Annotated in this window: 28 protein-coding genes and 1 other RNA gene; 13 read left to right on the plus strand and 16 right to left on the minus strand. The window is 52.1% G+C overall.

Annotated features, from left to right (window positions below):
- Positions 1 to 29 precede the first annotated feature (29 nt).
- Positions 30 to 188: a primase-like DNA-binding domain-containing protein gene (locus F3I47_RS07085; RefSeq protein WP_223812714.1), complete on the minus strand. Its 159-nt coding sequence runs from the start codon at positions 186 to 188 to the stop codon at positions 30 to 32.
- A 303-nt stretch (positions 189 to 491) separates the two neighbouring features.
- On the opposite strand from F3I47_RS07085, the gene F3I47_RS07090 reads away from it, so the two are divergent.
- Positions 492 to 1,298 carry a hypothetical protein gene (locus tag F3I47_RS07090; RefSeq protein WP_150041100.1) on the plus strand — a complete coding sequence of 269 codons (807 nt, stop codon included), beginning with the start codon at positions 492 to 494 and terminating at the stop codon, positions 1,296 to 1,298.
- On the opposite strand, the gene F3I47_RS07095 is transcribed toward F3I47_RS07090, so the two are convergent.
- The 6 genes from F3I47_RS07095 to F3I47_RS07120 all read right to left on the minus strand — a co-directional run bounded on the left by F3I47_RS07095 (position 1,295) and on the right by F3I47_RS07120 (position 6,274).
- A complete protein-coding gene (locus tag F3I47_RS07095) occupies positions 1,295 to 1,993 on the minus strand; it encodes an HAD family phosphatase (protein WP_223812713.1) in 699 nt (232 codons plus the stop codon). The genes F3I47_RS07090 and F3I47_RS07095 overlap by 4 nt on opposite strands.
- Positions 1,994 to 2,559: 566 nt before the next feature.
- A complete protein-coding gene (locus F3I47_RS07100) occupies positions 2,560 to 4,884 on the minus strand; it encodes a phage/plasmid primase, P4 family (RefSeq protein WP_150028966.1) in 2,325 nt (774 codons plus the stop codon).
- Between the two features lie 14 nt (positions 4,885 to 4,898).
- Positions 4,899 to 5,222 carry a DUF5375 domain-containing protein gene (locus tag F3I47_RS07105; protein ID WP_009088615.1) on the minus strand — a complete coding sequence of 108 codons (324 nt, stop codon included), beginning with the start codon at positions 5,220 to 5,222 and terminating at the stop codon, positions 4,899 to 4,901.
- Positions 5,219 to 5,443, minus strand: a complete 225-nt coding sequence (locus tag F3I47_RS07110; protein WP_150028965.1) for a hypothetical protein — start codon at positions 5,441 to 5,443, stop codon at positions 5,219 to 5,221. The genes F3I47_RS07105 and F3I47_RS07110 overlap by 4 nt, the downstream gene beginning before the upstream one ends.
- Positions 5,440 to 5,979, minus strand: coding sequence for a host cell division inhibitor Icd-like protein (locus F3I47_RS07115; RefSeq protein ID WP_150028989.1), 540 nt, complete (start codon positions 5,977 to 5,979; stop codon positions 5,440 to 5,442). Before F3I47_RS07115 ends, F3I47_RS07110 begins: the two co-directional genes overlap by 4 nt.
- A gap of 28 nt (positions 5,980 to 6,007) precedes the next feature.
- Positions 6,008 to 6,274, minus strand: coding sequence for an AlpA family transcriptional regulator (locus F3I47_RS07120; protein ID WP_150028964.1), 267 nt, complete (start codon positions 6,272 to 6,274; stop codon positions 6,008 to 6,010).
- Between the two features lie 532 nt (positions 6,275 to 6,806).
- Between F3I47_RS07120 and F3I47_RS07125 the strand changes: the two genes are divergently transcribed.
- From F3I47_RS07125 to F3I47_RS07135, 3 genes are all read left to right on the plus strand, one after another.
- Positions 6,807 to 7,082, plus strand: a complete 276-nt coding sequence (locus F3I47_RS07125; RefSeq protein ID WP_111208338.1) for an ogr/Delta-like zinc finger family protein — start codon at positions 6,807 to 6,809, stop codon at positions 7,080 to 7,082.
- 17 nt (positions 7,083 to 7,099) lie between these two features.
- A complete protein-coding gene (locus F3I47_RS07130; RefSeq protein WP_150028963.1) occupies positions 7,100 to 7,912 on the plus strand; it encodes a hypothetical protein in 813 nt (270 codons plus the stop codon).
- 493 nt (positions 7,913 to 8,405) lie between these two features.
- Positions 8,406 to 9,977, plus strand: coding sequence for an LA2681 family HEPN domain-containing protein (locus F3I47_RS07135; protein WP_150042058.1), 1,572 nt, complete (start codon positions 8,406 to 8,408; stop codon positions 9,975 to 9,977).
- Between the two features lie 36 nt (positions 9,978 to 10,013).
- On the opposite strand, the gene F3I47_RS07140 is transcribed toward F3I47_RS07135, so the two are convergent.
- The 3 genes from F3I47_RS07140 to smpB form a co-directional block, all read right to left on the minus strand.
- On the minus strand, positions 10,014 to 11,201 hold the full coding sequence (locus F3I47_RS07140) for an integrase domain-containing protein (RefSeq protein ID WP_150028961.1): 1,188 nt from the start codon (positions 11,199 to 11,201) through the stop codon (positions 10,014 to 10,016).
- Positions 11,202 to 11,384: 183 nt separating this feature from the next.
- Positions 11,385 to 11,746, minus strand: a transfer-messenger RNA (tmRNA) gene (gene ssrA, locus F3I47_RS07145).
- A 43-nt stretch (positions 11,747 to 11,789) separates the two neighbouring features.
- Positions 11,790 to 12,272, minus strand: a complete 483-nt coding sequence (smpB, locus tag F3I47_RS07150) for an SsrA-binding protein SmpB (RefSeq protein ID WP_009088626.1) — start codon at positions 12,270 to 12,272, stop codon at positions 11,790 to 11,792.
- A 158-nt stretch (positions 12,273 to 12,430) separates the two neighbouring features.
- On the opposite strand from smpB, the gene F3I47_RS07155 reads away from it, so the two are divergent.
- The gene (locus F3I47_RS07155; RefSeq protein ID WP_009088627.1) at positions 12,431 to 12,865 is read left to right on the plus strand and encodes a type II toxin-antitoxin system RatA family toxin; all 435 of its coding nucleotides are present in this window, start codon (positions 12,431 to 12,433) and stop codon (positions 12,863 to 12,865) included.
- Positions 12,858 to 13,151 (plus strand): RnfH family protein, encoded by a 294-nt coding sequence (locus tag F3I47_RS07160; protein ID WP_140029722.1) that lies wholly within the window; start codon positions 12,858 to 12,860, stop codon positions 13,149 to 13,151. Before F3I47_RS07155 ends, F3I47_RS07160 begins: the two co-directional genes overlap by 8 nt.
- Positions 13,152 to 13,240: 89 nt before the next feature.
- On the opposite strand, the gene bamE is transcribed toward F3I47_RS07160, so the two are convergent.
- From bamE to nadK, 3 genes are all read right to left on the minus strand, one after another.
- Positions 13,241 to 13,588, minus strand: a complete 348-nt coding sequence (bamE, locus tag F3I47_RS07165; protein WP_009088629.1) for an outer membrane protein assembly factor BamE — start codon at positions 13,586 to 13,588, stop codon at positions 13,241 to 13,243.
- A 185-nt stretch (positions 13,589 to 13,773) separates the two neighbouring features.
- Complete coding sequence (gene recN, locus F3I47_RS07170) at positions 13,774 to 15,435, minus strand: DNA repair protein RecN (RefSeq protein ID WP_009088630.1); 1,662 nt, start codon at positions 15,433 to 15,435, stop codon at positions 13,774 to 13,776.
- Positions 15,436 to 15,519: 84 nt separating this feature from the next.
- The gene (gene nadK / locus F3I47_RS07175) at positions 15,520 to 16,398 is read right to left on the minus strand and encodes an NAD(+) kinase (RefSeq protein ID WP_009088631.1); all 879 of its coding nucleotides are present in this window, start codon (positions 16,396 to 16,398) and stop codon (positions 15,520 to 15,522) included.
- Between the two features lie 122 nt (positions 16,399 to 16,520).
- Between nadK and grpE the strand changes: the two genes are divergently transcribed.
- Positions 16,521 to 17,102 (plus strand): nucleotide exchange factor GrpE, encoded by a 582-nt coding sequence (grpE, locus tag F3I47_RS07180; protein WP_009088632.1) that lies wholly within the window; start codon positions 16,521 to 16,523, stop codon positions 17,100 to 17,102.
- A 59-nt stretch (positions 17,103 to 17,161) separates the two neighbouring features.
- Here the strand turns inward: grpE and ung are convergent, their stop codons facing one another.
- Positions 17,162 to 17,842 carry a uracil-DNA glycosylase gene (ung, locus tag F3I47_RS07185; RefSeq protein ID WP_150028960.1) on the minus strand — a complete coding sequence of 227 codons (681 nt, stop codon included), beginning with the start codon at positions 17,840 to 17,842 and terminating at the stop codon, positions 17,162 to 17,164.
- Positions 17,843 to 18,084: 242 nt separating this feature from the next.
- Between ung and grcA the strand changes: the two genes are divergently transcribed.
- Positions 18,085 to 18,468, plus strand: a complete 384-nt coding sequence (grcA, locus tag F3I47_RS07190; protein WP_009088643.1) for an autonomous glycyl radical cofactor GrcA — start codon at positions 18,085 to 18,087, stop codon at positions 18,466 to 18,468.
- Between the two features lie 217 nt (positions 18,469 to 18,685).
- Here the strand turns inward: grcA and srmB are convergent, their stop codons facing one another.
- Entirely contained in the window at positions 18,686 to 20,014 is a 1,329-nt protein-coding gene (srmB, locus tag F3I47_RS07195) for an ATP-dependent RNA helicase SrmB (RefSeq protein ID WP_150028959.1), read from the minus strand.
- Between the two features lie 164 nt (positions 20,015 to 20,178).
- On the opposite strand from srmB, the gene F3I47_RS07200 reads away from it, so the two are divergent.
- Positions 20,179 to 20,928 carry a tRNA1(Val) (adenine(37)-N6)-methyltransferase gene (locus F3I47_RS07200; RefSeq protein ID WP_150028958.1) on the plus strand — a complete coding sequence of 250 codons (750 nt, stop codon included), beginning with the start codon at positions 20,179 to 20,181 and terminating at the stop codon, positions 20,926 to 20,928.
- On the opposite strand, the gene nadB is transcribed toward F3I47_RS07200, so the two are convergent.
- A complete protein-coding gene (nadB, locus tag F3I47_RS07205) occupies positions 20,913 to 22,535 on the minus strand; it encodes an L-aspartate oxidase (protein WP_150028988.1) in 1,623 nt (540 codons plus the stop codon). The two genes, F3I47_RS07200 and nadB, sit on opposite strands and share 16 nt — an antisense overlap.
- 412 nt (positions 22,536 to 22,947) lie before the next feature.
- Between nadB and rpoE the strand changes: the two genes are divergently transcribed.
- From rpoE to rseC, 4 genes are read left to right on the plus strand one after another with little or no spacing between them, the layout of a single operon-like run.
- Positions 22,948 to 23,526, plus strand: a complete 579-nt coding sequence (gene rpoE, locus F3I47_RS07210; protein WP_009088652.1) for an RNA polymerase sigma factor RpoE — start codon at positions 22,948 to 22,950, stop codon at positions 23,524 to 23,526.
- A gap of 27 nt (positions 23,527 to 23,553) precedes the next feature.
- On the plus strand, positions 23,554 to 24,207 hold the full coding sequence (rseA, locus tag F3I47_RS07215; protein WP_140923089.1) for an anti-sigma-E factor RseA: 654 nt from the start codon (positions 23,554 to 23,556) through the stop codon (positions 24,205 to 24,207).
- The gene (gene rseB / locus F3I47_RS07220; protein ID WP_046102383.1) at positions 24,207 to 25,163 is read left to right on the plus strand and encodes a sigma-E factor regulatory protein RseB; all 957 of its coding nucleotides are present in this window, start codon (positions 24,207 to 24,209) and stop codon (positions 25,161 to 25,163) included. Before rseA ends, rseB begins: the two co-directional genes overlap by 1 nt.
- Positions 25,160 to 25,624: a SoxR-reducing system protein RseC gene (gene rseC / locus F3I47_RS07225; protein WP_150028957.1), complete on the plus strand. Its 465-nt coding sequence runs from the start codon at positions 25,160 to 25,162 to the stop codon at positions 25,622 to 25,624. The genes rseB and rseC overlap by 4 nt, the downstream gene beginning before the upstream one ends.
- Positions 25,625 to 25,739: the final 115 nt, after the last annotated feature.

The raw sequence follows: 25,739 nt of genomic DNA on the forward strand, positions 1-25,739 counted from the left end.
CGTAACTAAGTCGCGCCAAACTTTGTTAGTCATGCCGCTGTTGCTTCGTCGCACTTCTGCAGCCAGTCGGCGCTGTTGTCGTCCGTCAGGTAAAGATTGGTCTGAATGCCTGACTTGGTGCGACGCTTCAGGTAGTTCAGCCTGAACTCGAGCAGAATACTCTCCAGCGCTTGGCTGAACGACTTCATGCTGAGCAGGTTGCGTTAGCCATTGGCCTCTATATAGGCCAGATAAGCGTGATACAGGTAGCGACAGGTTTGCATGGGGCGAATGCTGGCGTAACCCACATGCAGGGCATTTGGCAGCCACAGGAGTTAAATTTTCAAGTTAATGGCATGATTTGTAATTTTTTATGGCTTAATAATACCTTTCTATAGAAGTGATGTTGATTGACGACAATAACCTACAGAAACTGTTGGAAATATCTAATGGATACCTTATAACTAACTTCACCATATTCAGAAGTAAAAATAATTTAGGTTAGGTGAAAGATGCAAATAAGCGCTCAGAATGCAATAGACTTTGGCTTTGTCTGTGATAGGTACAATCAAAAACTGACAAAAGACTATTCGAATAAGTCAAGTGTAGACCTCACAATTAGAGATGTTCTCATCAAGGACGATAAAAATAAGGTTAACACTTTAAGGCAGGCGATTCTCAAACCACAAGATTCGGCCTTTGTGATATCGGAAGAAATACTACACGTTCCAGAAGGTTTTGTTGCGTATGTTTTTTTGAAAAACACTCTATCAAAAAAAGGTTTCCTGGCTCTCAATACCGGGATAATTGATTCAAATTATAATGGCCCTATTTCTACGTTGCTCATTAACTTTTCAGCAGTTGAAGAGTATTTACCGATTACTGATAATGATGAGGATAAATCTTTCTTTAGAGTTGTTTTTCATGAAATAGACAAAGATACAAGTTATTACCCTGCTCCCACCAGTTCTAATATTTATGATGTTAAGGAAAGATATGAAAAATACAAATCTTACTGTGCTTCAGATATAGCAAAATTTCCTAAGACATTTTTAGAGCCAGTGGTTCTCAAAGAGGAAATTCAAAAAGAATTAACTAATAAATTAAGTAGCATTTCAATCACAAGGATTGGAATTGTAATTGCTTTAGTTGGGCTACTTATGTCAGTGATTTCAATTGGCAGGGACGTTTATTTTGCCAACCACTATGATTTAGATGATTACAAAGAATACAAAATCAAATCAGAAGAAAAAATAAATAGATTGGAAGAACAAATAAATGCTCTTCAAATTAAAGTTGATGTGAATAAAAAACACTAAAAATTAATAAGATCAATGATCGCAGATAGATCAGGATTTTCTTGGTCAACAATAAATGTAGCTACATCTTTCAGTTCCTTCTGTGCATTGAAGGCTATTGATGTACCTACATTTTTTGCTATGAATACATCATTTTTACCATCACCAATAAAAATGCAATTTTCAAGGTCTGAATCATATTCCGATGCAAGGTGTTTCATGAAAACTAATTTACCTTCCTCATCAGTTGGAAGTAGATTGAAATGCTCAATATTTCCATCTAAATCAAAGAAATACTCACAAGCACTATATGCATGATCTAATTTAAGCTTTCGTTGAGTCAGGTCTGCTAATTCTTTAAATCCACCCGATATCAAAACTGTTAAATATCCATTTTTTTTTAGGAAATTAATGAGCTCCTCAGCACCTCTTTGTATTTTTGCTTGAGATAAAACATTTTGGAGATGATTTTTATTCATCCCATGCTTAATTTGTATCCCTACGGTTTCCTTCATCCATTGCGTATAACTGATATATTTATTTGATAGCCATAAATCTTTCGTTTTTTCTTCTTCAATATAACAGGCTTCGCTGATTTCTTTTGCTAACACAGTCCATGCGCTTGGCGCAACCTTACCATTATCTAATGAAGAATTCTTTACGAGTAAAGTTCCCTCCATATCAAAAAAACAAATTTGCATGACACCCCCAATCATTTACCTCAATCTTAATCATAGCACATGTATATTTGCAAGTATATTATTAAAAGGCTGGGTTTTTTTATTGATGCATAATGAGCGCACATAGCCTAGGTATTTCATTAACAATTAAAGGTTTAATTTTTACTATCATCACATTTTTGTATAAAATTATTTGTTAAGGTTAGCTTTAAAGTATCGCCAATTATCTCATTATTTTCAAATGTAAGTGATTGGAGCCTATAAAGAGAATTTAAATTATTAATATCTGGCTATAATCAACAAACTTTAAGGTTTTCGATTATAGCAATTTAATAACCTTCCCTACTACGGCTAGAGCCAGTAATTTGAGATATCATGGGTATACCACAACTAGTCTATGTCATTAATGGACGTAAATTGAGAGAATGCAATTATAATTTGAATAAAAAATCTTTTAGATATTATTGTTCACGCCCTTCGTCCTTTTTATTAGTGACTTCATACTTATAAAAGGTGAATATTGGAACAAGGTGAAAAGTAAATTGTTCATCTTTCAGCAATATCTAGAAGGAAAAAGACCGGCAGTTACCGGTCTAAAGTGGTTATGCCGCTTCTCCGCACTTAGGCAGCCAGTCGGCGTTGCTGTCGTCCGTCAGGTCAAGGTTGGTCTGTATGCCGGCTTTTGTGCGCCGTTTCAGGTAGCTCAGCCCGTACTCACGCAGGATGCTCTCCAGCGACAGGCCGAACATCTTCATGCTGAGCGGATTCTTATAACCGTTGGCCTCCATGTAGGCCAGGTAGGCATGATAGAGATAACGTCTTGGCTGAAGCGGCCTGATGCTGGCGTTCCCCATGTAAAGCGCGTTTGGCTCCGCCGTGGTGAACAGGTAGCCGCAGAAGTCCACCATCGGGTCCGCATCGCGCTTGATGCGCATCGCCTCGTCAGAGTTCTGCTGCGACTGAAGCAGCGACCGGGCCTGCTGCGGCTGGCTGAACTGCTGCATCAGCTGGCGCACAATGACGGCCAGCTCACCGCTGATTTTTTCCTTCAGCTGCGGGTCGCGCTCGTCTGCCGGGATAATTTCCGGGAAGTGCAGGATCACCCGGCGGCGCGACACGCCCCCGCTGCGGTCGGTGAAGCGCATCGGGTTGTTGTTCACCGCCAGAATCACCGCCGGGATATGGGTTGAGTAGGCGTCGCGGTACTTCGGGTCCACGGAAACCGCATCGCCGCCGGTAATTGCCTTGATGCCCGCGCCGTCGCCGCTCCACTTTTCCTGGTCGGGAAGGATAATCAGCGAGTAGCCAATCACTGCGGCGCGTTCGCGCGACGACTCCAGCGTTTCAATGGTGGCGGAGGTAGTGTTGTCCGTTCCGGCCAGCAGGGTGGCGATTTCCGCCATGATGCTTTTACCACTGCCACCAGGACCGGTGACTTCCAGAAACAGCTGCCAGTCGTAGCGGTTCGCCAGCACCATAAACAGCGCGGCCAGAATAATGTCGCGTTTGGCCGGGACCCGTCCGGCGGCACGATCGAGCCACTGCCAGAAGTGCGGCGCATGGTCTGCCAGCGTTTCACCCTGAACGGGCTTTGTGTAGTCCACCTCGCTGACCGTGCGCAGCCAGAAGTCTTTACTGTGCGGGCTGAAGCCGCCGGTGCGGGTGTCCAGCACGCCATTACGGAAGCCAATCAGGCGGCGCGCCGGGTCGGCCTGCTGCGGCAGCATCAGCTTCAGCGTATCCACTATGCCCGAAATCTTGCCCGCCGAAAACGGCGCGCGCAGGCGCTGAAACAGCTTCGCCACGTCGCGCTCAAACTGCTTCCCGGAAATCACCTTCCACGCACCGGAAAGGTAGCGGGACAGAATTTCCCCGCTGGCGTCCACGGCCAGCGCGCTGCGGTAGTGCTCCGCCACGCGCTCCGCCTTTTCACTGGCGCTCATGGCTGAAAATTCCGCCTCGCTCATTACGTCGAAGGGACTGGCGGCAGGCGGCGTGGCGGCTTCGGCCAGCGCCAGCCGGGTGCTTTCCTCACCGTGCTGCATGAAGGCGTCATTCCAGTCACCGAACACCGGCGGCAGGGCCACGGCGGCGCGACTGGCTTCGGCTGCCTGCCTTGCTTTAGTCTGGCCGTCGCCGTTCAGGTCGCGGTCGGCGGCAATCAGCAGCGGCAGTGCGGCGTGCTTTTCACGGGCAAGGCCAGCCAGAGAAAGGAGGTTAACGGACGACAGGGCAATCCACACCTCATCCCCGGTCAGGTTGTGCACCGTCAGGCCGGTGGCATAGCCCTCCGTCAGCCAGATGCGCGCTGCCGGTTTGCCGGTGCTGAGAACGTGACATGCGCCTTTTACCTGGCCGCCCTTCAGCGTGCGCTTTTCACCTGTGGCGTTAATCAGCTGCACGTTCACCAGCTGGCCGCCCGTATCATGAAGGGGAACGAGCAAATCACCGGCACGATAGGCCGTTAGCGCGACCTTTAGCGGCTTTGCCAGCGTCAGGCAGGACTGATGCGGCCAGCCCTTGCGGGACAGATAGGCATTGCCGCTGGCATGCTGCGCGCTGCTGACCAGCTGCTGTGCCTGCTTCACGGCGGCGGCACGGGCGGCTTCGTTATCTTCGCCCGCGCTGGCGGCAGGCGTGTTGTCCGCCGGTGGCAGGCAGCCGGTCAGGCCGTTAACGCGCGCGGCGGCTTCGGTCAGGCTCAGTGAGAGGGCCTTTTTCACCAGATCCATGCCGTCACCGGCACCGCACTGATTACAAATCCACGTGCCGCGCCCCTCCTGGTCGTCAAAGCGGAAGCGGTCGGTTCCGCCGCATACCGGGCAGGAGGTATGGCGGTTCTTTACCACCTTCACGCCCAGCGCGGGCAGGATGCGGGGCCACTGGCCCTGTGCGGCTTTTGCCGCGTCTGATACGGTCATTTTCATTGTTCTTTTCTCCCTCAGTGCAGCACCGGCGCGTCTTTGAGACGCCCGCAGAGTTCATCCATCACCACCTGTCCCAGAAAGCTCAGGCACGGAACCGACTTCAGCGGCCCGGCGGCCAGCAGATCGTCGAGCAGCGCGCAGGCAATTTCCTGACCGCGCTGGCGTCCGTGCTGGCGCAGGTAGAAGCCCTCCAGCTCGGTTTCAATGGCGTGCTCAAGACGCGCCAGCGTCAGGCCGGGATAGCGCTTCTGTTCGCTGCAGACGGTCAGCCAGGCGCAGGCCACTGCGCGGCGTGAAAGCGCGGAACGCAGCTCAGTTGAAAGGGTATGTGCGCTCATGGCTCAACCTTCCCGTTCATCCAGCCGTTCTGACAGCGGTTTACCACTCCGTCCAGCTGCTCGGTGATGAGGAAAATCAGCGAGTTCAGCTGCGCCTGCTGTGAAGTCGGTGGCTGCTCGTGACACTCCTGAAGCAGGGTCATGTCGCTTATAAAGCGCCCGGCGTTGCGCAGGTGTTCAAGGCGTAACAGGTCGGCGTGGGAAATGGTGGCGTGAGTCATGCGCACACCTCCCGGACCGGCAGGCGGGCGGCAAGTGACAGCACGTAATCGCGGGCCAGTGGCAGGCGTGCGGCGCGTTCGTCAGTGGCAACGGTGCGGAGCATGTGGATACGCTGCTGACGCTCTGTACGGCGCACGGCGGCAAAGACGAAAACAAACTGAGGGTATGGGGAATTAAGGACCGCAGCCATAGGGGCAAACTCCTTTGTTAGCTTTCTACAGCTACCACCAGAGTTCCTACGCTCAAGGGTGGCAGCCCGGACGGGGGTAGGAATACCGGCAACAAAGGAAACCGGCCAGCCCGGAGGCTGCCCCGCCCGGGCCACCATTACGCAGACGGCACAGCGGAAACAGAACCGCTGCCCGAAAAATGGGTGCACATGGGCACAGACACAAAAAAAGACGCATGGCGCGTCTGGTGTCGCCTTTGTTTCGCTCGGGTTCCTACGCCCGGCTGCCGATTTTGCGACAGCAGAAAGACTGTACCAGGGAATGGTCCCGGCGCGCAAGCCGGGGAACAAAGGAAAATGCAGCATGACGGAAAATCTCAACAGTTGGTGAAGATCATGCTGCAAATTCCTGATCGCGTGCGGCGATGCGTGCATTCATCCAGGCGCTGATTTCGCTCGCAAGCCACGCGACGTTCTTGCCGCCAAGCGACACCTGCACCGGAAAAGCACTGCGGCTGATGAGGTCGTAAATGGTTGAGCGGGACAGGCCGCAGACGTGGATCACTTCCGGCAGGCGCATAAAGCGTTCCTGAACCGGGAATGATACCGGCATGGCAGGGGCCGCCGGGGCGGATGAATGCGCGTTTAAAGTCGTGTGCATGAGCTACCTCTTAGGTGTCCGTGAAGCGCCGCACAGGTGTGTACGGCATCGGGTAGCTCTTTATTTTGCGAATATTTTTGCCGGTGACAACAACAGAAATCTGTCTGACCGGACGCAAAAAAACCACACAAAAAATGCGTGTACGTGAATAGTACCAGACTGCACCAAAAAGTACTGATAAGGTTTTATCCAATAATTTTAGATCCAATATAAGGAAGCCTTTAAAACCAATCGTTCTAAAGAATTAATAAGGCCAAAAACCTGCTGATGAACGATGGTGAACAGAGGGTGAAGGATTACTTTTTCACTCTTCACCTATTAACTTACTGTATTTACTATTTTTTTCTCTCTGGTGAAGAATAGTGAAGGATTTATATAAAACTGAAAGCTGATAACAGGCTTTAGTGAGACCTTTTCCTGGCTCGCCAGAAGTAATGCTTTTGTCTGGTCCGTCATACAACGCCCTTCGGTAGAAGCCGCTGTGTCAGACCCGGCACAATTGACTTACTGAAACCAGCCGACAGGAAACGAGATGGCCCTGAAATGTCCCGAATGTGGTCAGGTAGCCCACACCCGCACCAGCGCTTATGAAGCGCCCTCCGTAAAGCGTACCTGGTACCAGTGCCAGAACCTCGACTGCTCCTGCACCTTCACCGCGCTGGAGAGCGTCGAGAAAATCATCATGAAGCCCCATAGGCCCGCATTAGTAGAGCCGGAACGGCAGAATGATGTGCCGGTTCGCCAGCCGCAGACGCTGGGCCGCTATGGTTCAGCCAGCGCCCGCAAAGACCGCCACGCACAGCCCTGACAGAGAGGAAAAACAGCATGACACAGCAGCAGATGACCGACGAACAGATTCATGCCGCCGGTAACCGTATCGGCACAGCGCAGGCCAGAGCACAGCGTCCACTCAAGGAAGCCGGATGGCTCCTGCGATTACCCGAGGCCGACGTTATCAGCCACACCACCGAACTGGTAAAGGGGCTGTCCTCTGACTGGCGTTTACGTATTGAAGACCTCAACACAAAGATGCTGGCCTGGCTGGAGGCAAGACAGGCCGAAAACGCCGCCACTGAAAATCTCAATGAGCTGCGCCAGCGTAAGGCTGAAATGGAGCAGGCAAGCCGGGACAACCGGGCACGCTTCCGTGAACTGCTGGGACAGAATGGCGGCAACGTCACGCCGGAAATGAAGACGCTGCGCGCGGAGTATCTGGAGCAGCAGGAAACGGCATCAGACCTTGCCAGGCTGATTGCCGAAAAGGAAAAGCAGCTGCCGGTGGTGGCAGACGTGACGGGGCGCAAGGCAAATGCTTATGTGTTCTGTCATGAGGGCATCACGGATGAGCGTATTGATACGCTTATTGATGACTTCTTTATCATTCACGGCGCAGAGCTGAGCAGCCTGCTAAGGATGAAATACAGCCAGTTTGAACGGAATGGCTCAACGCATGCACCGGGCGTTATCGAAGGCGCGAACGATGCCGACACGCTGTACCGCGTATATGTCCAGAACCTGATTAAGCGATGGACGAGCGTAAATCAGCCGCTGATGTTCAGGGATGACGTGCTGAGCGTCAGCGGTGCGCATCCTTTCCGGGGAGCCAGAACCGACCGCCACAAGCGTAAACTTTTCTGAGCCTCAGACACAGGAACTCACCGAAGCCCGGCCCGTGCCGGGCTTTTTTACGTCTGCTGCGTGAGTGCATGTCTATGCTGCATGAAAACGCATGAGTCTCTGGCACCCCGGAACGGCAGGAAAGGCCAGCAGCGGCCCGGCTCAGAGCTAATCATGCAGGTGCATGAAAACCGCTGCATAAAGCGGGCAGGCGTGGCGGGGCTACGAGAGCGCGCAACCATAGAATGGTGTAAACACAATCGAAAGAACTGATTGATGATTTTGTTGAGGTAAACTGGGATATCTTTCAGGTACGGCTATGAGTGTTATTTTACCTACCGCTGACAAGTAGCTGATCAACTTTGCATTTGGTGGAAAAAAATGAATCCTACACTTATATTAAAACCATAATAGCTAACTCAAACATGAATTGAATAAAGATGGTCAACCAAGTATGAGATGACTAATTTGTAAGGTTGATGTCATAAAGCTATTAACAACAAAGGAGCGTTGTATGAATGCTAGCGATATACAAGAGTTATGCAGCATAGCCAGAAAACTGGTTTCTAATGGCGAATTTGATGAGGCGTATAGTCTTACGTTACAAATTTATAATTCGCTCGATGAAGAAATCTATGGGATTAATTATTACATTCTTCTTTACAATGTCGCTGCAAACCTTGTTGATATAGGAGGTATGCAACCAAATAAAGATGCCTCAATTCTTGGTTGCGATATGATGGATAAGTATTTTGATTCTTTCTTAGAAGTTATTGATGAGTCAATGCTTTATTATAATCTCGCGAATGCAAAATCTAACTTAGTGGATTTGAATAATGTCTTCGAACAAACTTTTACTACCATTGAAGATATGGTGGAAATTAAGAATTTATACTGGAAAGCTTTTAAATCAATGGATGATGACAATTCAACATATAGCAAAGAGTTAAAAGTTAATCTGGCGAACTCACTTAAGCGGCAATATAGAATTGTAGAGTCCATATCATATTATGATGCTGTGATTTTATCGGAGGAAGACATTCCACAGGCGTGGGTTAACCGTTCGGAAGCCTTGATGCAATTGCTACAAATGTCAGGTTCTCATACAATTAAGCTTATAAGAGAAATTAGGCTTGGATATTTAAAAGCAATTAATTCAGAAAACGTCCCTCCGCCTTGGAAGCCTTACTATCTATTTCGAGTTGATAAGCTTACTCAAGATATAAGTGATATGTCTGACAAACCTTTTTCAGAAAAAGAAGATGACCTTGATGAAAAACAAACATGGGAAGAGTATTACAAACTAAACGATTATCAAAAGTTTGTATTGGACAATCACTTAGTTCTTTCTGAACATGGCCTATATTGCCCTTGTTTAGGCGGAGCAAAAGATAATTTAACCATATTACCAACACACAATGGCGTGTCTGGTGATTTCATAATTCCAATGGAGATGGTTCTAAATAGGTTAAAATCTGAATACTCACTAGCAAGACGATCATTTTTTGAATATAAAACTATGGCAGATATTGATGACGCAATGTGTTACTCGGAATTACATAATGGCGAAGTGCTGAGTTTAGGTGTTGAGAAGCTTAGAAATGCGTTCCGTATATGTTTTGGTATTTTAGATAAAATAGCAATTGCGATATGTGAGTTATACGATGTATACCCAGCAAATAAGATAGTGTATTTTGAGAATTTTTGGCAGTTAAATAAGGATTCTAGAAGGGAAAGGTTTGAGGAGGTTAAAACGCCAGCAATTTTGGCTTTGTATAGTCTTGCTACAGATTTAAATGATAGAAAAAATGGGGAGTTATCTTTCTATAAAGATTGGAGGAATGATTTAGAGCATAATATAGTTGTTGTTCATGAGGGGAGTGAGTTGATAGATCCCTACAACTCGTATATGTATTTGAAAAAAATTAGATTGATATCTGAATCTGATTTTAATCGTCACTTTAAAGTTTTATTGCAAATAGTAAGGTCTGCTATTTTCTTTTTTACATTTATGGTAAGGGATGAGGGGAGAAAAAGAAGTGAAGGGGAGCTATTAATGCCAAACACTTTAGATTGGAGATTGTAATTCTAAAGCGCTGTCGATAATTACAGCGCGGCTTCTTTATTTATTGACTTCTAAGCCCCACCAAGCCATTAGATCAACTCTTTGAGAAAGATATGTAGAACGATTGTATGCTTTCCTGACTTCATTTCTATCTGAATGCGCTAAAGCTGCTTCAATAACATCAGGGTTAAATCCGGCTTCATTGAGCGCAGTGCTTGCTATAGACCTTAACCCATGAGCAACGAGCTTTCCACCATATCCGATTCTTTTAAGCGCAGCATTAGCAGTCTGGCTATTCATTGGCTGCTTAGGGTCATTTCTACTAGGAAAAACATATTCTCGATGGAGACTGATAGGCTTCATAACTTCAAGAATTTCTAGAGCTTGATTTGACAGAGGAACTAAGTGTTCTCGTTTAGCTTTCATACGCTCAGCTGGAATTATCCAAATTTTTGCATCAAGATCGATCTCCTTCCAACGAGTACCTGAAGCTTCGGATGGCCTCACGAGCGTCAAGAGTTGCCATTCAATTAGGCAGCGAGTTGATACTGATAAATTCGACATGGCTAATGATTTCATCAGCCTTGGTAACTCTTCTGGCCGCAGCGTTGGCATATTCTGCTTTTTAGGCTTCTCGAAAGCCATACCAATGCCTGATGCTGGGTTAGCGTCAATCAATCCTATGTTAACTGCATAAATCATTATTTCATTAATCCGCTGAACCAAACGGCGCACAGTTTCAAGTGCTCCGCGTGCTTTAATGGGTTCTAACGCTTCTACTAGTGTTCTTGCTTTAATCTTCTGAACAGTAATATTTCCTACAGACGGAAAAACATCTTTCTCCAATGATCTCCAAATGTCTTTGGCATAATCGGCAGTGACACTTTTGCTTTTGAGCTGGAACCAGTTAGCGGCCACTGTTGAGAAAATACTATCTAGTTCAATTTGTTGCTGTTCCTCCGCAACTTCTGCTTGTACCTGTGGATCAATGCCATTGGCTAACAAAGCTAGATATTCAGCTCTAAGTCCTCTTGCGTTAGCAAGAGAAAGCGCAGGAAAAGCACCTAAGCCAATCATCGTTCGTTGCTTCGTGTTTGGGCGTTGATAACGAAAACGCCACAGTTTCTTCCCGCTAGTTTTCACTATCAGGAATAGTCCATCGCCATCGTGCAATGTCAGATCTTTCTCTGTTGCTTTAGCACGCAGCACTTCTGTATTGGTCAGCGGGCGCGTAGTCCTTGCCATGCCTGTGTTTCCTGCCTGAATTGGTATACGTTATTGGCATACATTCTACCGTATACCAATTCGTATACCAATTATCACCGGATTTAGCCGGATTTGCTCGGACTATCACAGACACAAAAAAGCCCGCAGGGCTTGTGCCGTGCGGGCTTTCAGGATTTCACCGGACGTATCCGGATCATTGTGTGGTGGAGCTGGCGGGAGTTGAACCCGCGTCCGAAATTACTACACCGTCGGCACTACATGCTTAGTCAGTTTTTACATTCGCCGGTCAGCTGCGAACAGACACGCCACTGACAGACTAGCCTGATTGGATTTAACGCTTCAACCCCAGGCAGGGCATCCACGCGATCTCTTTTGGGTTTGACCTCTCTTGATCCCCGTCTTAAGAGCGGAAGCTAGGGAGAGAGGGCTCAGAGCAGGTTATTAAGCTGCTAAAGCGTAGTTTTCGTCGTTTGCGACTATTTTTTTGCGGCTTTTTACGAGGCAAACCGCCCCTCGGCATGCTCCTAAGGCTTCACAATCCCGTCGAATCCAGAATCAGCCCCAGAACTTCAAATATTAGCAATTAAACAGCATAAAATCCAGTGCTTAGCGCGCTGAATTCTTCATGATACGGGCTTTGTCTAATTTCCATTCACGATCTTTGATGTCGTCGCGCTTGTCGTGCTCTTTCTTACCGCGTGCCACACCAATCTTCAGTTTGCACCAGGCGTTCTTCCAGTAAAGCGACAGCGCCACGAGGGTGTAACCTTCGCGGTTAACGCGCCCATAGAGGGAGTCGAGTTCGCGTTGCTTCAGCAGGAGCTTACGGTTACGGGTCGGGTCACAGACCACATGGCTGGACGCAACCGCTAAGGGTTGAAAGGTTGAACCGAACAGGAACGCTTCGCCATCGCGCAGCAGAATATAGCTGTCGCTGATGTTGGCTTTACCGGCACGAAGTGATTTAACTTCCCATCCCTGTAACGATAATCCCGCTTCATACTCCTCTTCGATGAAGTATTCGTGGCGGGCGCGTTTGTTCATGGCAACAGTGGCCGAACCGGGTTTGTGTGCTTTTTTCTTTGTCATAATGAGGCGTATTTTACATCACTTAGTCGGTTATCGCATCCCCAGTCCAGCGGGGCAGCAGGAAACGGGATATTCTAGCACACCCTTTACCAGGGACATTTTTGTTTGATCGCTGAAAATGCTATTATTCAGCGGTTTCTTGATGAACAGGAACCATTATGGCTCAGATTAGTCGTTCGGCACTGGTCCCGTTTAGTGCCGGGCAGATGTACAAACTTGTAAATGATGTGGATGCCTATCCGCAATTCCTGCCGGGTTGCACCGGAAGCCGCGTGCTGGATGCGTCAGAGAATCAGATGACGGCGTCTGTGGATGTCTCGAAAGCGGGTATCAGCAAAACCTTTACCACCCGTAACACCCTGACGGATAACCAGAGCATCCATATGCAGCTGGTTGACGGCCCGTTCCGTAAGCTGACCGGCGGATGGAAGTTCGTCTCGCTGGGCGATGATGCCTGCAAAGTCGAATTAAGCCTGGAGTTTGAATTCACCAATATGCTGGTAGAGATGGCCTTTGGACGCATCTTCAAAGAGCTTGCCAACAGCATGGTGCAGGCTTTCACCCAGCGCGCCAAAGAGGTCTACAGTGCCTGATATCGCCGTTGAGGTGGTCTATGCGTTGCCTGAAAAGCAGTATCAGCTCTACGTCAAAGTGGAGCAGGGCAGCACGGTAGAACAGGCCATCGTAAAATCAGGATTACTGGAGCTGCGTCGCGAAATTGACCTCGCCAGCAACAAGGTCGGCGTCTACAGTCGGCCGGTGAAGCTGGATGATGAGGTGAATGAGGGCGATCGTATCGAAGTTTATCGCCCGCTGATTGCCGATCCTAAAGAGCTTCGTCGCCAGCGTGCAGAGCGGGCTGCGGTGAGCAAAAAATAAGTTCTGTCTGGCTTTGCAGATAACGGACATAAAAAAAGGCGCTCGGTGCGCCTTTTTGCTGCCTGTTTTTCAGACTCTCTGCCGCGTGATTAATCGCTGTTCTGAGAGAGATTTGGCTTATTGTCGATGTTGGTCAGCACACCGTTGCCATCAAAGGTCAGCGTCAGCGTCTGCTGTTTGACGCGCTCATGACCGGGTTCCTGACGGAAGATGTAATACCAGACGTTGCTGCCAAACGGGTCTTTCATCATCGGCGTGCCGAGGGTGTAAGCCACCTGCTGCTGTGTCATACCGGTATGGATCTTGGCCACATCGTTGGCAACCAGATAGTTGCCCTGGTTGATATCAGGACGGTAGACCACGCGCTCTAAAGTGGAACATCCGGCGGTCATCATCAACATTACCACTGCCGCGGCAGTCAGCGTTTTACAGCGCATCTATACATTCCTTTTCCGGGGCCAAACGCCTCAACAGGCGATTTTATTGCCATCAAAATCTGAACTCTGCCTGCGGCAGGCTTTATTACTCTGGCGACATAAGTGCCGATGATAATAAACCTTTTCGCTGTTGGAAACCTCTGCAGAGCAAGCATATGACCCCGTCAGGTTAAAAAAGTGCGCTGCTAGGCGGCTAAAAGTTCTTTTGCATTCGCCAGGGTGTTGCGGGTGACCTCGCTGCCGCCCAGCAGTCGTGCCAGTTCCTGCAGGCGCGCCCGCTTGTCCAGCGGCTGCATGTGGGTTTCAGTCATTGCGCCGTCGGTCTCTTTGCTCACAAAGAAGTGCTGATGACCGCAACCGGCCACCTGCGGCAGGTGCGTGACACACATAACCTGCGTCGATTCACCCAGCTGACGCAGCAGTTTACCTACGACGGCGGCGGTCGGGCCGCTGATACCGACATCAACCTCATCAAAAATCATTGCTGGCGTTTCCATTTTCTTCGCGGTGATCACCTGAATCGCCAGCGCGATACGTGACAGCTCACCGCCTGACGCCACTTTACCCAGCGGCTGCAGCGGCTGACCAGGGTTAGTAGTGACCTGGAAGTCGACGCGGCTTGCGCCGTCAGCCGTCAGCTGATCCGGGTTAAAAGTCAGGGCGATTTTAAACTGGCCGTGCGGCATCGAGAGCAGATGCATGCTCTGGGTAATCAGCTGCTGCAGCTCGTCTGCAAAGTGGCTGCGCTGCTGATGAAGCTCTTCGGCGCTCTTAAGAGCCGCCTGATAGTGCTCACCGACCAGCGATTGCAGGCTCTCCTGATCGCTTTCGTGCTGTGACAGCAGCTCCGCTTCATCCAGCAGCTGCCGATGCAGTTCAGGCAGCGCTTCTGGCGTGACGTGATGCTTACGCGCCAGGGCAATCTGGCGTGAAATACGTTTTTCCAGTTCGTACAGGCGATTAGGGTCCAGATCGAGGCTGTCACAGTAGTGACGCAGCTCATCGCTCGCTTCGCTCAGCTGGATAGCTGCCTCTTCCAGCAGGTTATGCACGCCGTTCAGCTTCTCATCCAGCGAGGTCAGCTCAGAAATCAGCTCACGGGCGCTGTAGAGCAGGCTGTTGAGATTGGTGTCATCACTGTCGGAGAGCATCTGCAGCGCCTGCTGGCTGGTTGACAGCAGCTGGCCGCTGTTTGCCAGACGCTTGTATTCTTCGTCGATCTGCTCATATTCACCCGGCTGCGGGGCAAAGTCGTTCAGCTCTTTGAGCTGATACTGCAACAGTTCGCGACGCGCTTCGCGCTCCTGCGCCTGCTGCTGATGCAGCGCCAGGGTACGGCAGCTCTGATGCCAGGTCTGATAGCTGGCACGCATGCGCTGCAGCAGATCATCATGACCGGCATAGGCATCCAGCAGATGTTTCTGGTGATCGGGTTTAAGCAGAAGCTGATGGGCATGCTGACCGTGGATCTGAATCAGCAGCTGACCAAGGTCGCGCAGCTGAGAGAGCGGGACCGCGGTGCCGTTGATAAAGCCGCGCGAACGGCCATCGGCGCTGATCACCCGGCGCAGCAGACACTCGTTGCCATCATCCAGCTGATTATCCAGCAGCCAGCGCTGGGCTGAAGGGGAGGCCTTAAGCTGGAAGCGGGCACACAGGTCAGCCCGGCTGGCTCCCTGACGCACCATGTCGGCGTCAGCACGACCGCCAAGACATAATCCCAGCGCATCAATCGCGATGGACTTACCGGCACCGGTCTCACCCGTGATGGCTGTCATGCCGCGGTGGAAATCAATGTCGAGCTCACGAACGATAGCGAAATTACTGATGGTCAGTTGGGCCAGCATAGGTTCACCTGTACGAATAAACACATATGGTTTTTCATACAGTATAAACTGGTTTTTTATCCAGTAAAGAGGCTGTACCCCTTTTCAGAACAATTTTTTTGACCAGCCCAGCTTAGAGCTCAGCGTGTTGAAATAGCTGTAGTTTTTAGGGTGAATCAGGTTGAGGTGATGATTGCTGCGCCGGATCAGGACATCCTCGCCCTCCTGTATCGGCAGGGCGATCTGACTGTCGCAGCTGATTTCCAGGTCGCTGCGGCGGGACGAAAAGCGCAGGCGGATGGTGCTGCTGCTGTTGATGACCAGCGGCCGCGCCGAGAGCGTATGCGGGAACATCGGCACCAGCACGATCGCTTCCAGCGACGGTGTCAGAATCGGGCCACCCGCAGAGAGCGAGTATGCGGTCGAGCCGGTAGGGGTGGAGATAATCAGTCCGTCAGAGCGCTGCGAAAAGGCGAACACCTCATCGATATAAACCTCAAATTCGATCATGTGTGCGACTTTGCCGGGATGGAGTACCACCTCGTTGATGGCGGTGCCGATGCGCGGCGAACAGGCCGATTTGCACACCTGCGCTTCCAGCAGAAAGCGGCTCTCGACAAAATAGTTGCCCTGCAGCACCTCATCCAGCTGCTGCTGCGCATTGTCGGGGTCGAGGTCGGTAAGGAAGCCGAGGTTACCGCGGTTTATTCCAATCACTTTAATGTCGTAACGGGCCAGCACGCGCGCGGCACCCAGCATGTTGCCATCACCGCCTACTACCACCGCTAAATCGGCCTGCTGACCAATCTCCGCCAGCGTGCCGGTCTGCACATCGTGAAGCGACAGCTCCTGCGCAATCTGTTGCTCGACGATCACTTGATAACCTTTGGCTGTCAGCCAGCGCCAGAGCATCTCATGCGTGGTTAGCGCGGTGGGATGGCGTGGATGACCCACAATACCAATGCAGTTAAAGTGTTTGTTCATCTGGTCGGTGTTCCTTATAAGCCAAAACGGCAAGGCAATGTGACAGGTTCCCTTGAAACCGCTATTTCAATCCCCATAATAAGCCAACCAGCGAAATGAATGTGCAAAACGCGGAGAAATTCATGAGTAGTAAAGAACAGAACACCCCAAACGAGCAAGTCTCAGACGAAATTCAGCAGGATCAGCAGCAACCTCAGGAAGCGGAGACAGCGGCAGAGGTGGATCCGCGTGATGAGCGTATCGCTCAGCTCGAAGCTGAATTAGCGCAGTCGCAGACCGGCGTGCGTGATGCTCAGCTGCGTGCGCAGGCTGAAGTCGAAAACATTCGTCGTCGTGCGGAAATGGACGTTGAGAAGGCGCACAAATTTGCGCTGGAGAAATTTGCCAACGAACTGCTGCCGGTTATCGACAGCCTTGAGCGCGCGCTGGAAGTGGCGAACAAAGAAGATTCACAGCTGGCGCCTATGATCGAAGGGGTTGAACTGACTCTGAAAGGTCTGCTGGGTGCCGTGCGTAAATTCGGTGTTGAAGTGGTCGGCGAAACCGGCGTGCCGTTTAACCCCGAAGTGCATCAGGCGATGTCGATGATGGAGTCTGAAGAGTTCGAGCCTAACCATGTCATGCTGGTGATGCAGCGTGGTTATACGCTGAATGGTCGCCTGCTGCGTCCGGCGATGGTTGCCGTTGCCAAAGCTAAAGGCTGATTCAGCACCGGAATCCCGCTACACGGCCGCGCACTGACGCGGCCGTGTGCATTCTGGCGTCAGTCCGGTAATACCGGCGTCCAGTCCACCGGTTTTTTACCGGCCGCGCTGAGCAGTTCGTTGGTTTTTGAGAAATGGTGGCTGCCAAAAAAGCCGCGATGCGCAGAGAGCGGCGAAGGGTGCGGCGCCTGCAACACATGATGGCGCTGGCGATCGATGATGCTGCCTTTCTTCTGGGCATGCGATCCCCATAGCAGAAAAATGACCCCTTCACGATGCTGATTGATTGCTGCAATCACATTATCGGTAAACGTCTCCCAGCCGAATCGCGCATGAGAGTGCGCTTTGCCCGCTTCGACCGTTAAAACGGTGTTCAGCAGCATCACACCCTGTTTCGCCCAGCTCTCCAGGAAGCCGTGACTGGGTTTCTCAAAGCCCGGAATATCCTGCTGCAACTCTTTATAGATATTTTGCAGGGATGGCGGCACCTGTACGCCTGGCAGCACAGAGAAGGCCAGGCCATGTGCCTGGTGAGGGCCATGATAGGGGTCCTGGCCGAGGATGACGACATTGACGTCGCCCAGTTCCGTCAGGCGAAAGGCATTAAAGACATCTTTCTGCGGCGGATAGACGGTGACCCCCGCAGCGCGTTCATCGGCGACCAGCTTCATCGTCTCGACAAAATAGGGTTTCTGTTTCTCTTCAGCCAGCACGTCGTGCCAGGTCAGCTTTTCAGCCATGTTCAACTCCCTTTCCGTTAGTGCCGTAAGCTTAGCCGTTCCTGCCGCCCAGCTGAAGGTAAAATAAATTTGAAAAATACAAATAAAGTTAAGAAGCAATGCATTTTCAGATCAACGGGTTAGCCTGAATGGCCACGGAGCGCCGGGTGAAGATTGATGCAGGTCAAGGCCGGTCGAAAGGATGGGTGGTATACCGGAGCCTTAAATTTGATTTATTCACCTATTATTCGGGAGATGCAAAGATGATCACAGGAATCCAGATCACTCAATCCAACCATGCCAACCTGCTGAACTCCTTCTGGCTGCTGGACGAAGAGAAAGCTCAGGCGCGTTGCCTCTGTGCCGCCGGGGGTTATGAAGAAGACCAGGTTGTGGCTATCAGCGAGCTGGGCGAATTTGCTTATCGTGAAGTTCCGGTAGAAATCAAACCGCAGGTGCGTGTTGAAGGCGGTCAGCATCTGAACGTCAACGTGCTGCGTCGTGAAACGCTGGAAGATGCGGTGAAGCACCCGGAAAACTACCCGCAATTGACCATCCGCGTGTCGGGTTATGCCGTGCGCTTCAACTCACTGACTCCTGAACAGCAGCGTGACGTGATTGCCCGTACTTTTACCGAAAGTCTTTAAGTGGCCTGAGTGATCGGACGCTGAAAATAAACGCAAAGCGCACACAGCAGATTTTATCATCCTTATCAGCAAGATAGAGAGTCATGTGCAGCGAGCCGGTCAGTGAGGATCGCCAGCAACGCGATCAGGCAGGTAAAATGGTGTGAAAAGGCTGTTAACAGCTGTCAGCTAAAAAAAATCGCCTCATCAGAGGCGATTTTTTTGTTTAAGCGCTGTTTTATTCCGCATTCTCGTTAGCGGCCGCGCTGCCGCTTGCCTTACGGCGTTTGCCGATATTTTTGGCGTCACGATGGCGTTTTTTCACGCGGGGTTTTTCAGTTTCGCTCGCTTTCTTCTCTGCGCGCTTAGCCAGCACCTTTTTCGACGGTTTGCCGGTGGTTTTCGCACTTGGAGCGCGGGTCACCGGACGCAGCTCGTCAATGACGCGCGCTTTAATCGGCTCATTAACGTAGCGGGTGATTTTACCCAGCAGGACATAATCGTGCGCTTCGACCAGCGAGATGGCGATGCCTTTACGACCGGCGCGGCCGGTACGGCCAATACGGTGCAGATAGGTATCGGCGGTGCGCGTCATGTCATAGTTGAAGACGTGGCTGACATCTTCAACGTCGATGCCACGCGCCGCAACGTCGGTGGCAACCAGCACGTTCACCCGTCCTTCACTCAGACGTTTGATCGCTTCGTTACGCTTCGCCTGCACCATTTCGCCTTCCAGATAGCTGGTGCGAATCCCCGCTTCGTGCAGCCAGCTCACCAGCTCATGCAGACGCTCACGCTTACGCACGAACACGATGCTGCGCGTCACTTCCGGCTGCTTCAGCAGATGAATCAGTAGTTTGGTTTTGTGCTCAAGATCGTCAGCGCGGTAGTACCACTGCTGGATCTTTTTGCGCTCGCGACGGCTCGGATCCGCTTCCAGCTCAACCGGATCGTTCAGCAGACGTTCGGCGAAATCGCGGATGTTGTCGCCTTCCAGCGTGGCGGAGAAGAGCAGGGTCTGTTTGCGCCAGCGCGTTTCAGCCGCGATGGTTTCGATATCCTGGGCGAAGCCCATATCCAGCATACGGTCCGCTTCATCCAGCACCAGCGTTTCCACAGCGCGGCAGTCGAAGTTCTCTTCTTTAATATACTGCAGCAGGCGGCCGGTGGTCGCGACCACGATATCCTGGTTTTCGCTGAACACTTCGGCGTGGTTCATGTAGGCCACGCCGCCCGTGATGGTCGCGATATCCAGATGGGTATGTTTCGCCAGTTCACGCGCGTGTTCGGCGACCTGCATCGCCAGTTCGCGAGTCGGGGTCACAATCAGGATGCGTGGCGGGCCAGATTTCTTGCGCGGAAAATCAAGCAGGTGCTGCAGCGCCGGTAACAGATAGGCGGCGGTTTTCCCGGTCCCGGTAGGTGCCGAACCCAGAACGTCGCGGCCCTCCAGCGCGGGCGGAATTGCAGCAGCCTGAATCACTGTTGGACGCGTGAAGCCTTTTTCCTGCAACGCTTGTAGCAGGCTTTCGTCGAGTTCGAGTTCGGAAAATGTGGTTACTGTCATGGTCTACCTCAGTTTGGGGCGCTGATTATAGACAGATCAGACTGAATCTTCATCTGTTAATCCGTTTCCGCTGCGCCTGGGGTTGTCTGCCGCGTGAATTCCCTCTGTTGCCACGTTACACTCATGCGCTGCCGGACGGCAGGAAAAAACGATGGTAGTGAACAATGATGCAGGATAAGCCGCGTGAACGGCCACAGTTAAACAAGAACGGTTTTACCTTTAAACAATTTTTTGTCGCACACGATCGCTGTGCGATGAAAGTAGGAACCGATGCCATTCTGCTCGGGGCCTGGGCACCGGTGGCCGGGGTCAGGCGCATTCTGGATATCGGCAGCGGCAGCGGGCTGATTGCCCTGATGCTGGCGCAGCGTACACCGTCGCAGGTGCTGGTCGATGCGGTTGAATTAGAGCCAGAGGCCGCGCAGCAGGCGCAGGAGAATGTGCAGCAGTCGCCGTGGCCTGAACGAATCCGGGTGCATCAGCACGACATCGCCTCCTGGGCAGAGGAGTCCACAGCACGCTATTCCCTCATCGTCAGCAATCCCCCTTACTTTGCGCCTGGCGTGGCCTGTTCTACGCCAGCGCGGGACAGCGCCCGTGCCACAGCCTCGCTCGACCATCAGACGTTACTGCGCAGCGCGGCGTTACTGATTGAGGAGGAGGGGATGTTCTGCGTGGTGCTGCCTGCCGCCATCGGCCAGGATTTTATCGCGCTGGCAGAGGCGGATGGCTGGCATCTGCGTTCGCGCCTGGATGTGGCGGAGTATGCCCATCGTCCGCCGCACCGGGTTGTGCTGGGCTTTTCGCCGCAGCCTGGCGAAACCCTGCTGGAGCGGCTCGCTATCCGCGCAGCAGACACCCACTATTCGGATGAGTGGTGCAGCCTGACGCGGGCGTTCTATCTCTTTATGTAGCCGGGCGGCGTCAGAATTGTCGGTAGCGCCTCAGGCAGCAGGTTCGGGTAGTCGCGAATGTAGTGCAGGCCGCGACTCTCTTTTCGCTCCAGCGCACAGCGCACCATCAGATCCGCCACCTGAACCAGATTCCGCAGCTCAAGGAGATGATTGGAGAGGCGGAAGTGACGGTAATACTCATCGATCTCCTGCTGAAGCAGGGTGATGCGGCGCAAAGCCCGCTCCAGTCGTCGGGTCGTACGCACAATGCCGACATAATCCCACATGAAGAGCCGCAGCTCATGCCAGTTGTGCTGGATGACGACGCGCTCATCGGCATCATCGACCTGGCTCTCATCCCAGGCGGGCAGGGTGGTCACAGCCTCTATGCCAGGCAGGCTCTGGATCAGCGCTTCGGCGGCTGACCAGCCATAGACCAGGCACTCCAGCAGTGAGTTGGAGGCCATGCGGTTCGCACCGTGCAGGCCGGTGTAGCTCACCTCACCGATGGCATACAGGCCGCTGACGTCACTCTGCCCATGCTGATCCACCATCACGCCGCCACAGGTATAGTGGGCGGCAGGCACGATCGGGATCGGTTCCCGGGTCAGGTCGAAGCCAAAGGTCAGCAGCTTTTCATAGATCATCGGGAAGTGGGCGCGCACAAACTCTTCCGGCTGATGGCTGATATCCAGATACATGCAGTCCACGCCCAGCCGCTTCATCTCATGATCGATGGCACGTGCGACGATATCGCGCGGAGCCAGCTCGGCGCGCTCATCAAAATCGGGCATGAAACGGCTGCCATCGGGACGCACCAGCCAGGCGCCCTCTCCGCGCAGGGCTTCAGTCAGCAGGAAGTTCTGCGCCTGGGGATGAAACAGGCAGGTGGGATGAAACTGATTAAATTCAAGGTTGGCGACCCGGCAGCCCGCACGCCAGGCCATCGCGATCCCGTCACCGGAGGCGACGTCAGGATTCGTGGTGTACTGATACACTTTGGCTGCGCCGCCGGTCGCCAGCACCACCGCCCGCGCCTGACAGGTTTCCACCTGCTCGCGGTTACGGTTCCAGATCCAGGCACCCACCACCCGGCGCGGGCCAGGCAGGCCGATTTTATCGGAGAGAATCAGATCGACCGCGTTGGTGCGTTCCAGAATGCGGATATTGGGGTGGCTGAGCGCCTGGCTTACCAGCGTGGTTTCAACCGCATGACCGGTGGCATCGGCACTGTGCAGAATACGGCGATGGCTGTGTCCGCCTTCGCGCGTCAGGTGATAGCGCATCTCGCCTGAGGCCTGCGGATCGAGATCAAAGGCAACGCCATTGTCGATCAGCCACTGCACGCAGTGCCGGGCATTGCTGGCGATAAACGAGACCGCCTCCCGGTCGCACAGTCCGGCGCCGGCAATCAGCGTATCTTCTATATGCGCTTCAATACTGTCGGTCTCATCGAACACCGCTGCAATGCCGCCCTGAGCATAAAGCGTAGAGCCCTCATTGACCTGCGCTTTGCTGAGCACCGTGACCTGATACTGTTTCGCCAGGCGCAGCGCTAAAGAGAGGCCCGCCGCACCGCTGCCCACAATCAATACATCACACTGATAATCCGGATTCGCATTTGTCATGGTGTTTAATTTACTAAACAAAGATTGCCCTGAGCATAAGCCCTGAGCCGGTCGCTGTGAAGTATTTTAAACAAAAGTTCGCAGATTCACGGTGTGAATTCAGAAAAATCACCGATAATCATTAAGTTATAAACAGTACAATTTGAGCTCTGTTTTCTATACCAAACTTATTGTCGGCGGAGGATTTAATGATGAAAAAGCTGTTGTCATAGGTTACTCTGCCTGCGATTTGCGCTCCTTACACTGAACGAAAACGAACAACCTGTGTAATCAATTCCGGAGCGGCAAATATCAGGTCGGGAAGTGAACTTCGCACCACATCACAACTCTAAGCGCATGCTTGCTCAGAACCAATGAGATGTGCTGGCAGTTACTTTATGCGTAAGAAAAGTTTGGGGAGACATTACCTCGGATGAGCGAGCAGTTAACGGATCAGGTTCTTGTCGAGCGGGTTCAGAAGGGAGATCAAAAAGCTTTCAACTTACTGGTGATTCGTTACCAGCACAAAGTGGCGAGCCTGGTTTCACGCTATGTACCTTCAGGTGATGTGCCTGATGTCGTACAGGAATCATTTATCAAAGCGTATCGCGCACTGGATTCATTCCGTGGCGATAGCGCCTTTTATACCTGGCTGTACCGCATTGCGGTCAATACAGCGAAAAATTACCTGGTTGCTCAGGGGCGTCGTCCGCCATCCAGCGATGTGGATGCGATTGACGCAGAAAATTTCGAAAGTGCGGGTGCATTAAAAGAAATTTCGAACCCTGAGAACTTAATGTTGTCTGACGAATTGAAACAAATTGTCTTTCGTACCATCGAGGCGCTACCCGAGGACTTGCGTATGGCAATCACCCTCAGGGAACTGGACGGCCTGAGCTATGAAGAGATCGCCGTCATTATGGATTGCCCGGTAGGCACTGTTCGATCACGTATCTTTCGTGCGCGAGAGGCTATTGATAACAAAGTTCAACCGCTTATCCAACGTCAGTGATAACGGCTACTGGAAGGGTACATAGGCATGCAGAAAGAAAAACTTTCCGCTTTAATGGATGGTGAGACCTTAGATAACGAGCTGTTTTCAGCCTTATCGAAGGACGCAGAACTGCAGAAAAGCTGGGCAAGCTATCACCTCATCCGCGATACCATGCGCGGTGACGTGAGTGAGCACCTGCATTTCGATATCTCTGCGCGCGTCGCTGCTGCTATCGAAAAAGAACCGCTGCGTTCTGTCACAACGCTGATCCCTGAAGCTCAGCCAGAACCTTCCCGCTGGGAAAAAATGCCGTTCTGGAAAAAAGCGCGTCCGTGGGCAGCACAGCTGACGCAGGTGGGTGTGGCGGCCTGTGTGTCACTGGCCGTCATCGTGGGTGTTCAGCATTACAATCAGCCTGAGGGTAGCGCGACTCAGACCTCTGACTCGCCGGTGTTCAATACGCTGCCGATGATGGGTAAAGCGTCGCCGGTCAGCCTGGGCGTGCCGTCTGATGCGTTTGACACCAACAGCGCTAATCAGCAGGTTCAGGATCAGCGCCGTCGCGTCAATGCGATGCTGCAGGATTATGAACTGCAGCGTCGTCTGCACGCTGATCAGCTGCAATTCGAAACCGATGCCCCTAAACAGGCACAGGTGGATGTTCCCGGAAACCAATCTTTAGGACAGCAGCAGCAGTAATGAAGCCGCATTGGTATGCTGTTAGCCTGCTGGCAGGCAGCCTGTTGTGGTCATCTGTCGCCCCGGCGCAAACTTCGGCGTCCGGGGCGCTATTGCAGCAGATGGAACAGGCAAGCCAGAACCTCAACTACGAATTCGCCTATATCAACGTCTCCCGCATCGGCATCGAATCGCTGCGCTATCGACATGCTGTGATCGATAACCGGATATTCGCTCAGCTGCTGCAGATGGACGGGCCGCGTCGGGAAGTAATCCAGCGCGGTAACGATATCAGTTACTTCGAACCTGGCCTCGATCCCTTTTCGCTTCCCGGCAATCATATCATTGACGCCCTGCCGTCTGTGATTTTTGCTGACTTCAGCAAGCTGGCCAGCGCCTACGATTTTATTACCGTGGGACGCTCGCGCATTGCCGATCAGATGTGTGATGTACTGCGTATCGTTTCACGGGATGGCACCCGCTACAGCTATGTGGTCTGGCTGGATGTCGACACCAAACTGCCGCTGCGCATTGACCTGCTTGACCGTGATGGTGAAACGCTGGAGCAGTTCCGCGTGATCAGTTTTGCGGTGGATGAGGGGGTGCGTAACCTGATGCAGGGGCTGGAGAAAGCCAATCTGCCGCCGTCGCTGTCGGTGCCGAAAGGGGATGCGGTCACGCTCACCTGGCAGCCAGGCTGGATCCCTGCCGGGATGTCACTGGTGTCGCAGAATCGCCGTTCGCTGCCGGCGCTGAACAAAAATATGGAATCGAAGCTCTACAGCGACGGCCTGTTCAGTTTTGCGATCAACGTGACGCCGGCGGATAAAACCAGCCTTACCCAGACATTGCGCACTGGGCGTCGTACGGTTCAGACTGTTGTGCGCAATAATTACGAGATTGCGGTGATTGGCGAGATACCGCCTTCAACCGCTAAACGTATTGCGGACAGCATCGACCTGGGATCACAGAAATGATGAGAGAATGGGCCACCGTGGTGGCATGGCAGGATGGCATCGCCACGCTGCACACTGAAGCAAAAACTTCCTGCAACAGCTGCCAGGCGCGCAAAGGCTGTGGCAGTCATATGCTGAATAAACTCGGCCCGAAAAATGCTCACGTGATGCAGATCGCCAGCAGGGAGCCACTGCAGCCGGGGCAGCGGATCGAATTGGGCATCAGAGAGAGCAGCCTGCTGGGTTCGGCGCTGCTGGTCTACATGACGCCGCTGCTGGGCCTCTTTCTGGTGGCGGGTCTGTTTCAGTCGCTGTTCAGCAGCGATCTGGCGGCAGCCTGCGGTGCGCTGCTGGGCGGCGTTGGCGGCTTTATTATCGCCAAAGGCGTTTCACTGAAATTTGGCGATCGCGAAGCCTTTCAGCCGGTGATCCTCAACATCGCGTTACCTCCCGATGCGCTGCGTGTCGAAAGCGAAGCGTAACGCACGTCCAGGCCGCGCACTCCGCGGCCTTTGTCCGTTCTGCCCTGCGCAGATATCTGTTTCGCTTCCACCTCGTTCCATTCTTTTATGCGCGGCGTTAACAGTGTAATATGCG

Source organism: Pantoea sp. M_10, from assembly GCF_008631515.1.
GTDB lineage: Bacteria > Pseudomonadota > Gammaproteobacteria > Enterobacterales > Enterobacteriaceae > Pantoea > Pantoea anthophila.

Excerpts from the sequence above, each read along its gene's own strand:
- F3I47_RS07200 (WP_150028958.1), top strand. The coding sequence starts at position 20,179 with ATGATGCAGGATAAGCCGCGTGAACGGCCACAGTTAAACAAGAACGGT.
- F3I47_RS07125 (WP_111208338.1), top strand. The coding sequence starts at position 6,807 with ATGGCCCTGAAATGTCCCGAATGTGGTCAGGTAGCCCACACCCGCACC.
- F3I47_RS07105 (WP_009088615.1), bottom strand. The coding sequence starts at position 5,222 with ATGAGCGCACATACCCTTTCAACTGAGCTGCGTTCCGCGCTTTCACGC.
- srmB (WP_150028959.1), bottom strand. The coding sequence starts at position 20,014 with ATGACAGTAACCACATTTTCCGAACTCGAACTCGACGAAAGCCTGCTA.
- bamE (WP_009088629.1), bottom strand. The coding sequence starts at position 13,588 with ATGCGCTGTAAAACGCTGACTGCCGCGGCAGTGGTAATGTTGATGATG.
- F3I47_RS07130 (WP_150028963.1), top strand. The coding sequence starts at position 7,100 with ATGACACAGCAGCAGATGACCGACGAACAGATTCATGCCGCCGGTAAC.
- grcA (WP_009088643.1), top strand. The coding sequence starts at position 18,085 with ATGATCACAGGAATCCAGATCACTCAATCCAACCATGCCAACCTGCTG.
- ung (WP_150028960.1), bottom strand. The coding sequence starts at position 17,842 with ATGGCTGAAAAGCTGACCTGGCACGACGTGCTGGCTGAAGAGAAACAG.
- rseA (WP_140923089.1), top strand. The coding sequence starts at position 23,554 with ATGCAGAAAGAAAAACTTTCCGCTTTAATGGATGGTGAGACCTTAGAT.
- F3I47_RS07155 (WP_009088627.1), top strand. The coding sequence starts at position 12,431 with ATGGCTCAGATTAGTCGTTCGGCACTGGTCCCGTTTAGTGCCGGGCAG.
- F3I47_RS07135 (WP_150042058.1), top strand. The coding sequence starts at position 8,406 with ATGAATGCTAGCGATATACAAGAGTTATGCAGCATAGCCAGAAAACTG.
- rseC (WP_150028957.1), top strand. The coding sequence starts at position 25,160 with ATGATGAGAGAATGGGCCACCGTGGTGGCATGGCAGGATGGCATCGCC.
- F3I47_RS07140 (WP_150028961.1), bottom strand. The coding sequence starts at position 11,201 with ATGGCAAGGACTACGCGCCCGCTGACCAATACAGAAGTGCTGCGTGCT.
- grpE (WP_009088632.1), top strand. The coding sequence starts at position 16,521 with ATGAGTAGTAAAGAACAGAACACCCCAAACGAGCAAGTCTCAGACGAA.
- F3I47_RS07095 (WP_223812713.1), bottom strand. The coding sequence starts at position 1,993 with ATGATTGGGGGTGTCATGCAAATTTGTTTTTTTGATATGGAGGGAACT.
- smpB (WP_009088626.1), bottom strand. The coding sequence starts at position 12,272 with ATGACAAAGAAAAAAGCACACAAACCCGGTTCGGCCACTGTTGCCATG.
- F3I47_RS07115 (WP_150028989.1), bottom strand. The coding sequence starts at position 5,979 with ATGCTGCATTTTCCTTTGTTCCCCGGCTTGCGCGCCGGGACCATTCCC.
- nadB (WP_150028988.1), bottom strand. The coding sequence starts at position 22,535 with ATGACAAATGCGAATCCGGATTATCAGTGTGATGTATTGATTGTGGGC.
- F3I47_RS07120 (WP_150028964.1), bottom strand. The coding sequence starts at position 6,274 with ATGCACACGACTTTAAACGCGCATTCATCCGCCCCGGCGGCCCCTGCC.
- rpoE (WP_009088652.1), top strand. The coding sequence starts at position 22,948 with ATGAGCGAGCAGTTAACGGATCAGGTTCTTGTCGAGCGGGTTCAGAAG.
- F3I47_RS07100 (WP_150028966.1), bottom strand. The coding sequence starts at position 4,884 with ATGAAAATGACCGTATCAGACGCGGCAAAAGCCGCACAGGGCCAGTGG.
- recN (WP_009088630.1), bottom strand. The coding sequence starts at position 15,435 with ATGCTGGCCCAACTGACCATCAGTAATTTCGCTATCGTTCGTGAGCTC.
- nadK (WP_009088631.1), bottom strand. The coding sequence starts at position 16,398 with ATGAACAAACACTTTAACTGCATTGGTATTGTGGGTCATCCACGCCAT.
- F3I47_RS07085 (WP_223812714.1), bottom strand. The coding sequence starts at position 188 with ATGAAGTCGTTCAGCCAAGCGCTGGAGAGTATTCTGCTCGAGTTCAGG.
- F3I47_RS07110 (WP_150028965.1), bottom strand. The coding sequence starts at position 5,443 with ATGACTCACGCCACCATTTCCCACGCCGACCTGTTACGCCTTGAACAC.
- rseB (WP_046102383.1), top strand. The coding sequence starts at position 24,207 with ATGAAGCCGCATTGGTATGCTGTTAGCCTGCTGGCAGGCAGCCTGTTG.
- F3I47_RS07090 (WP_150041100.1), top strand. The coding sequence starts at position 492 with ATGCAAATAAGCGCTCAGAATGCAATAGACTTTGGCTTTGTCTGTGAT.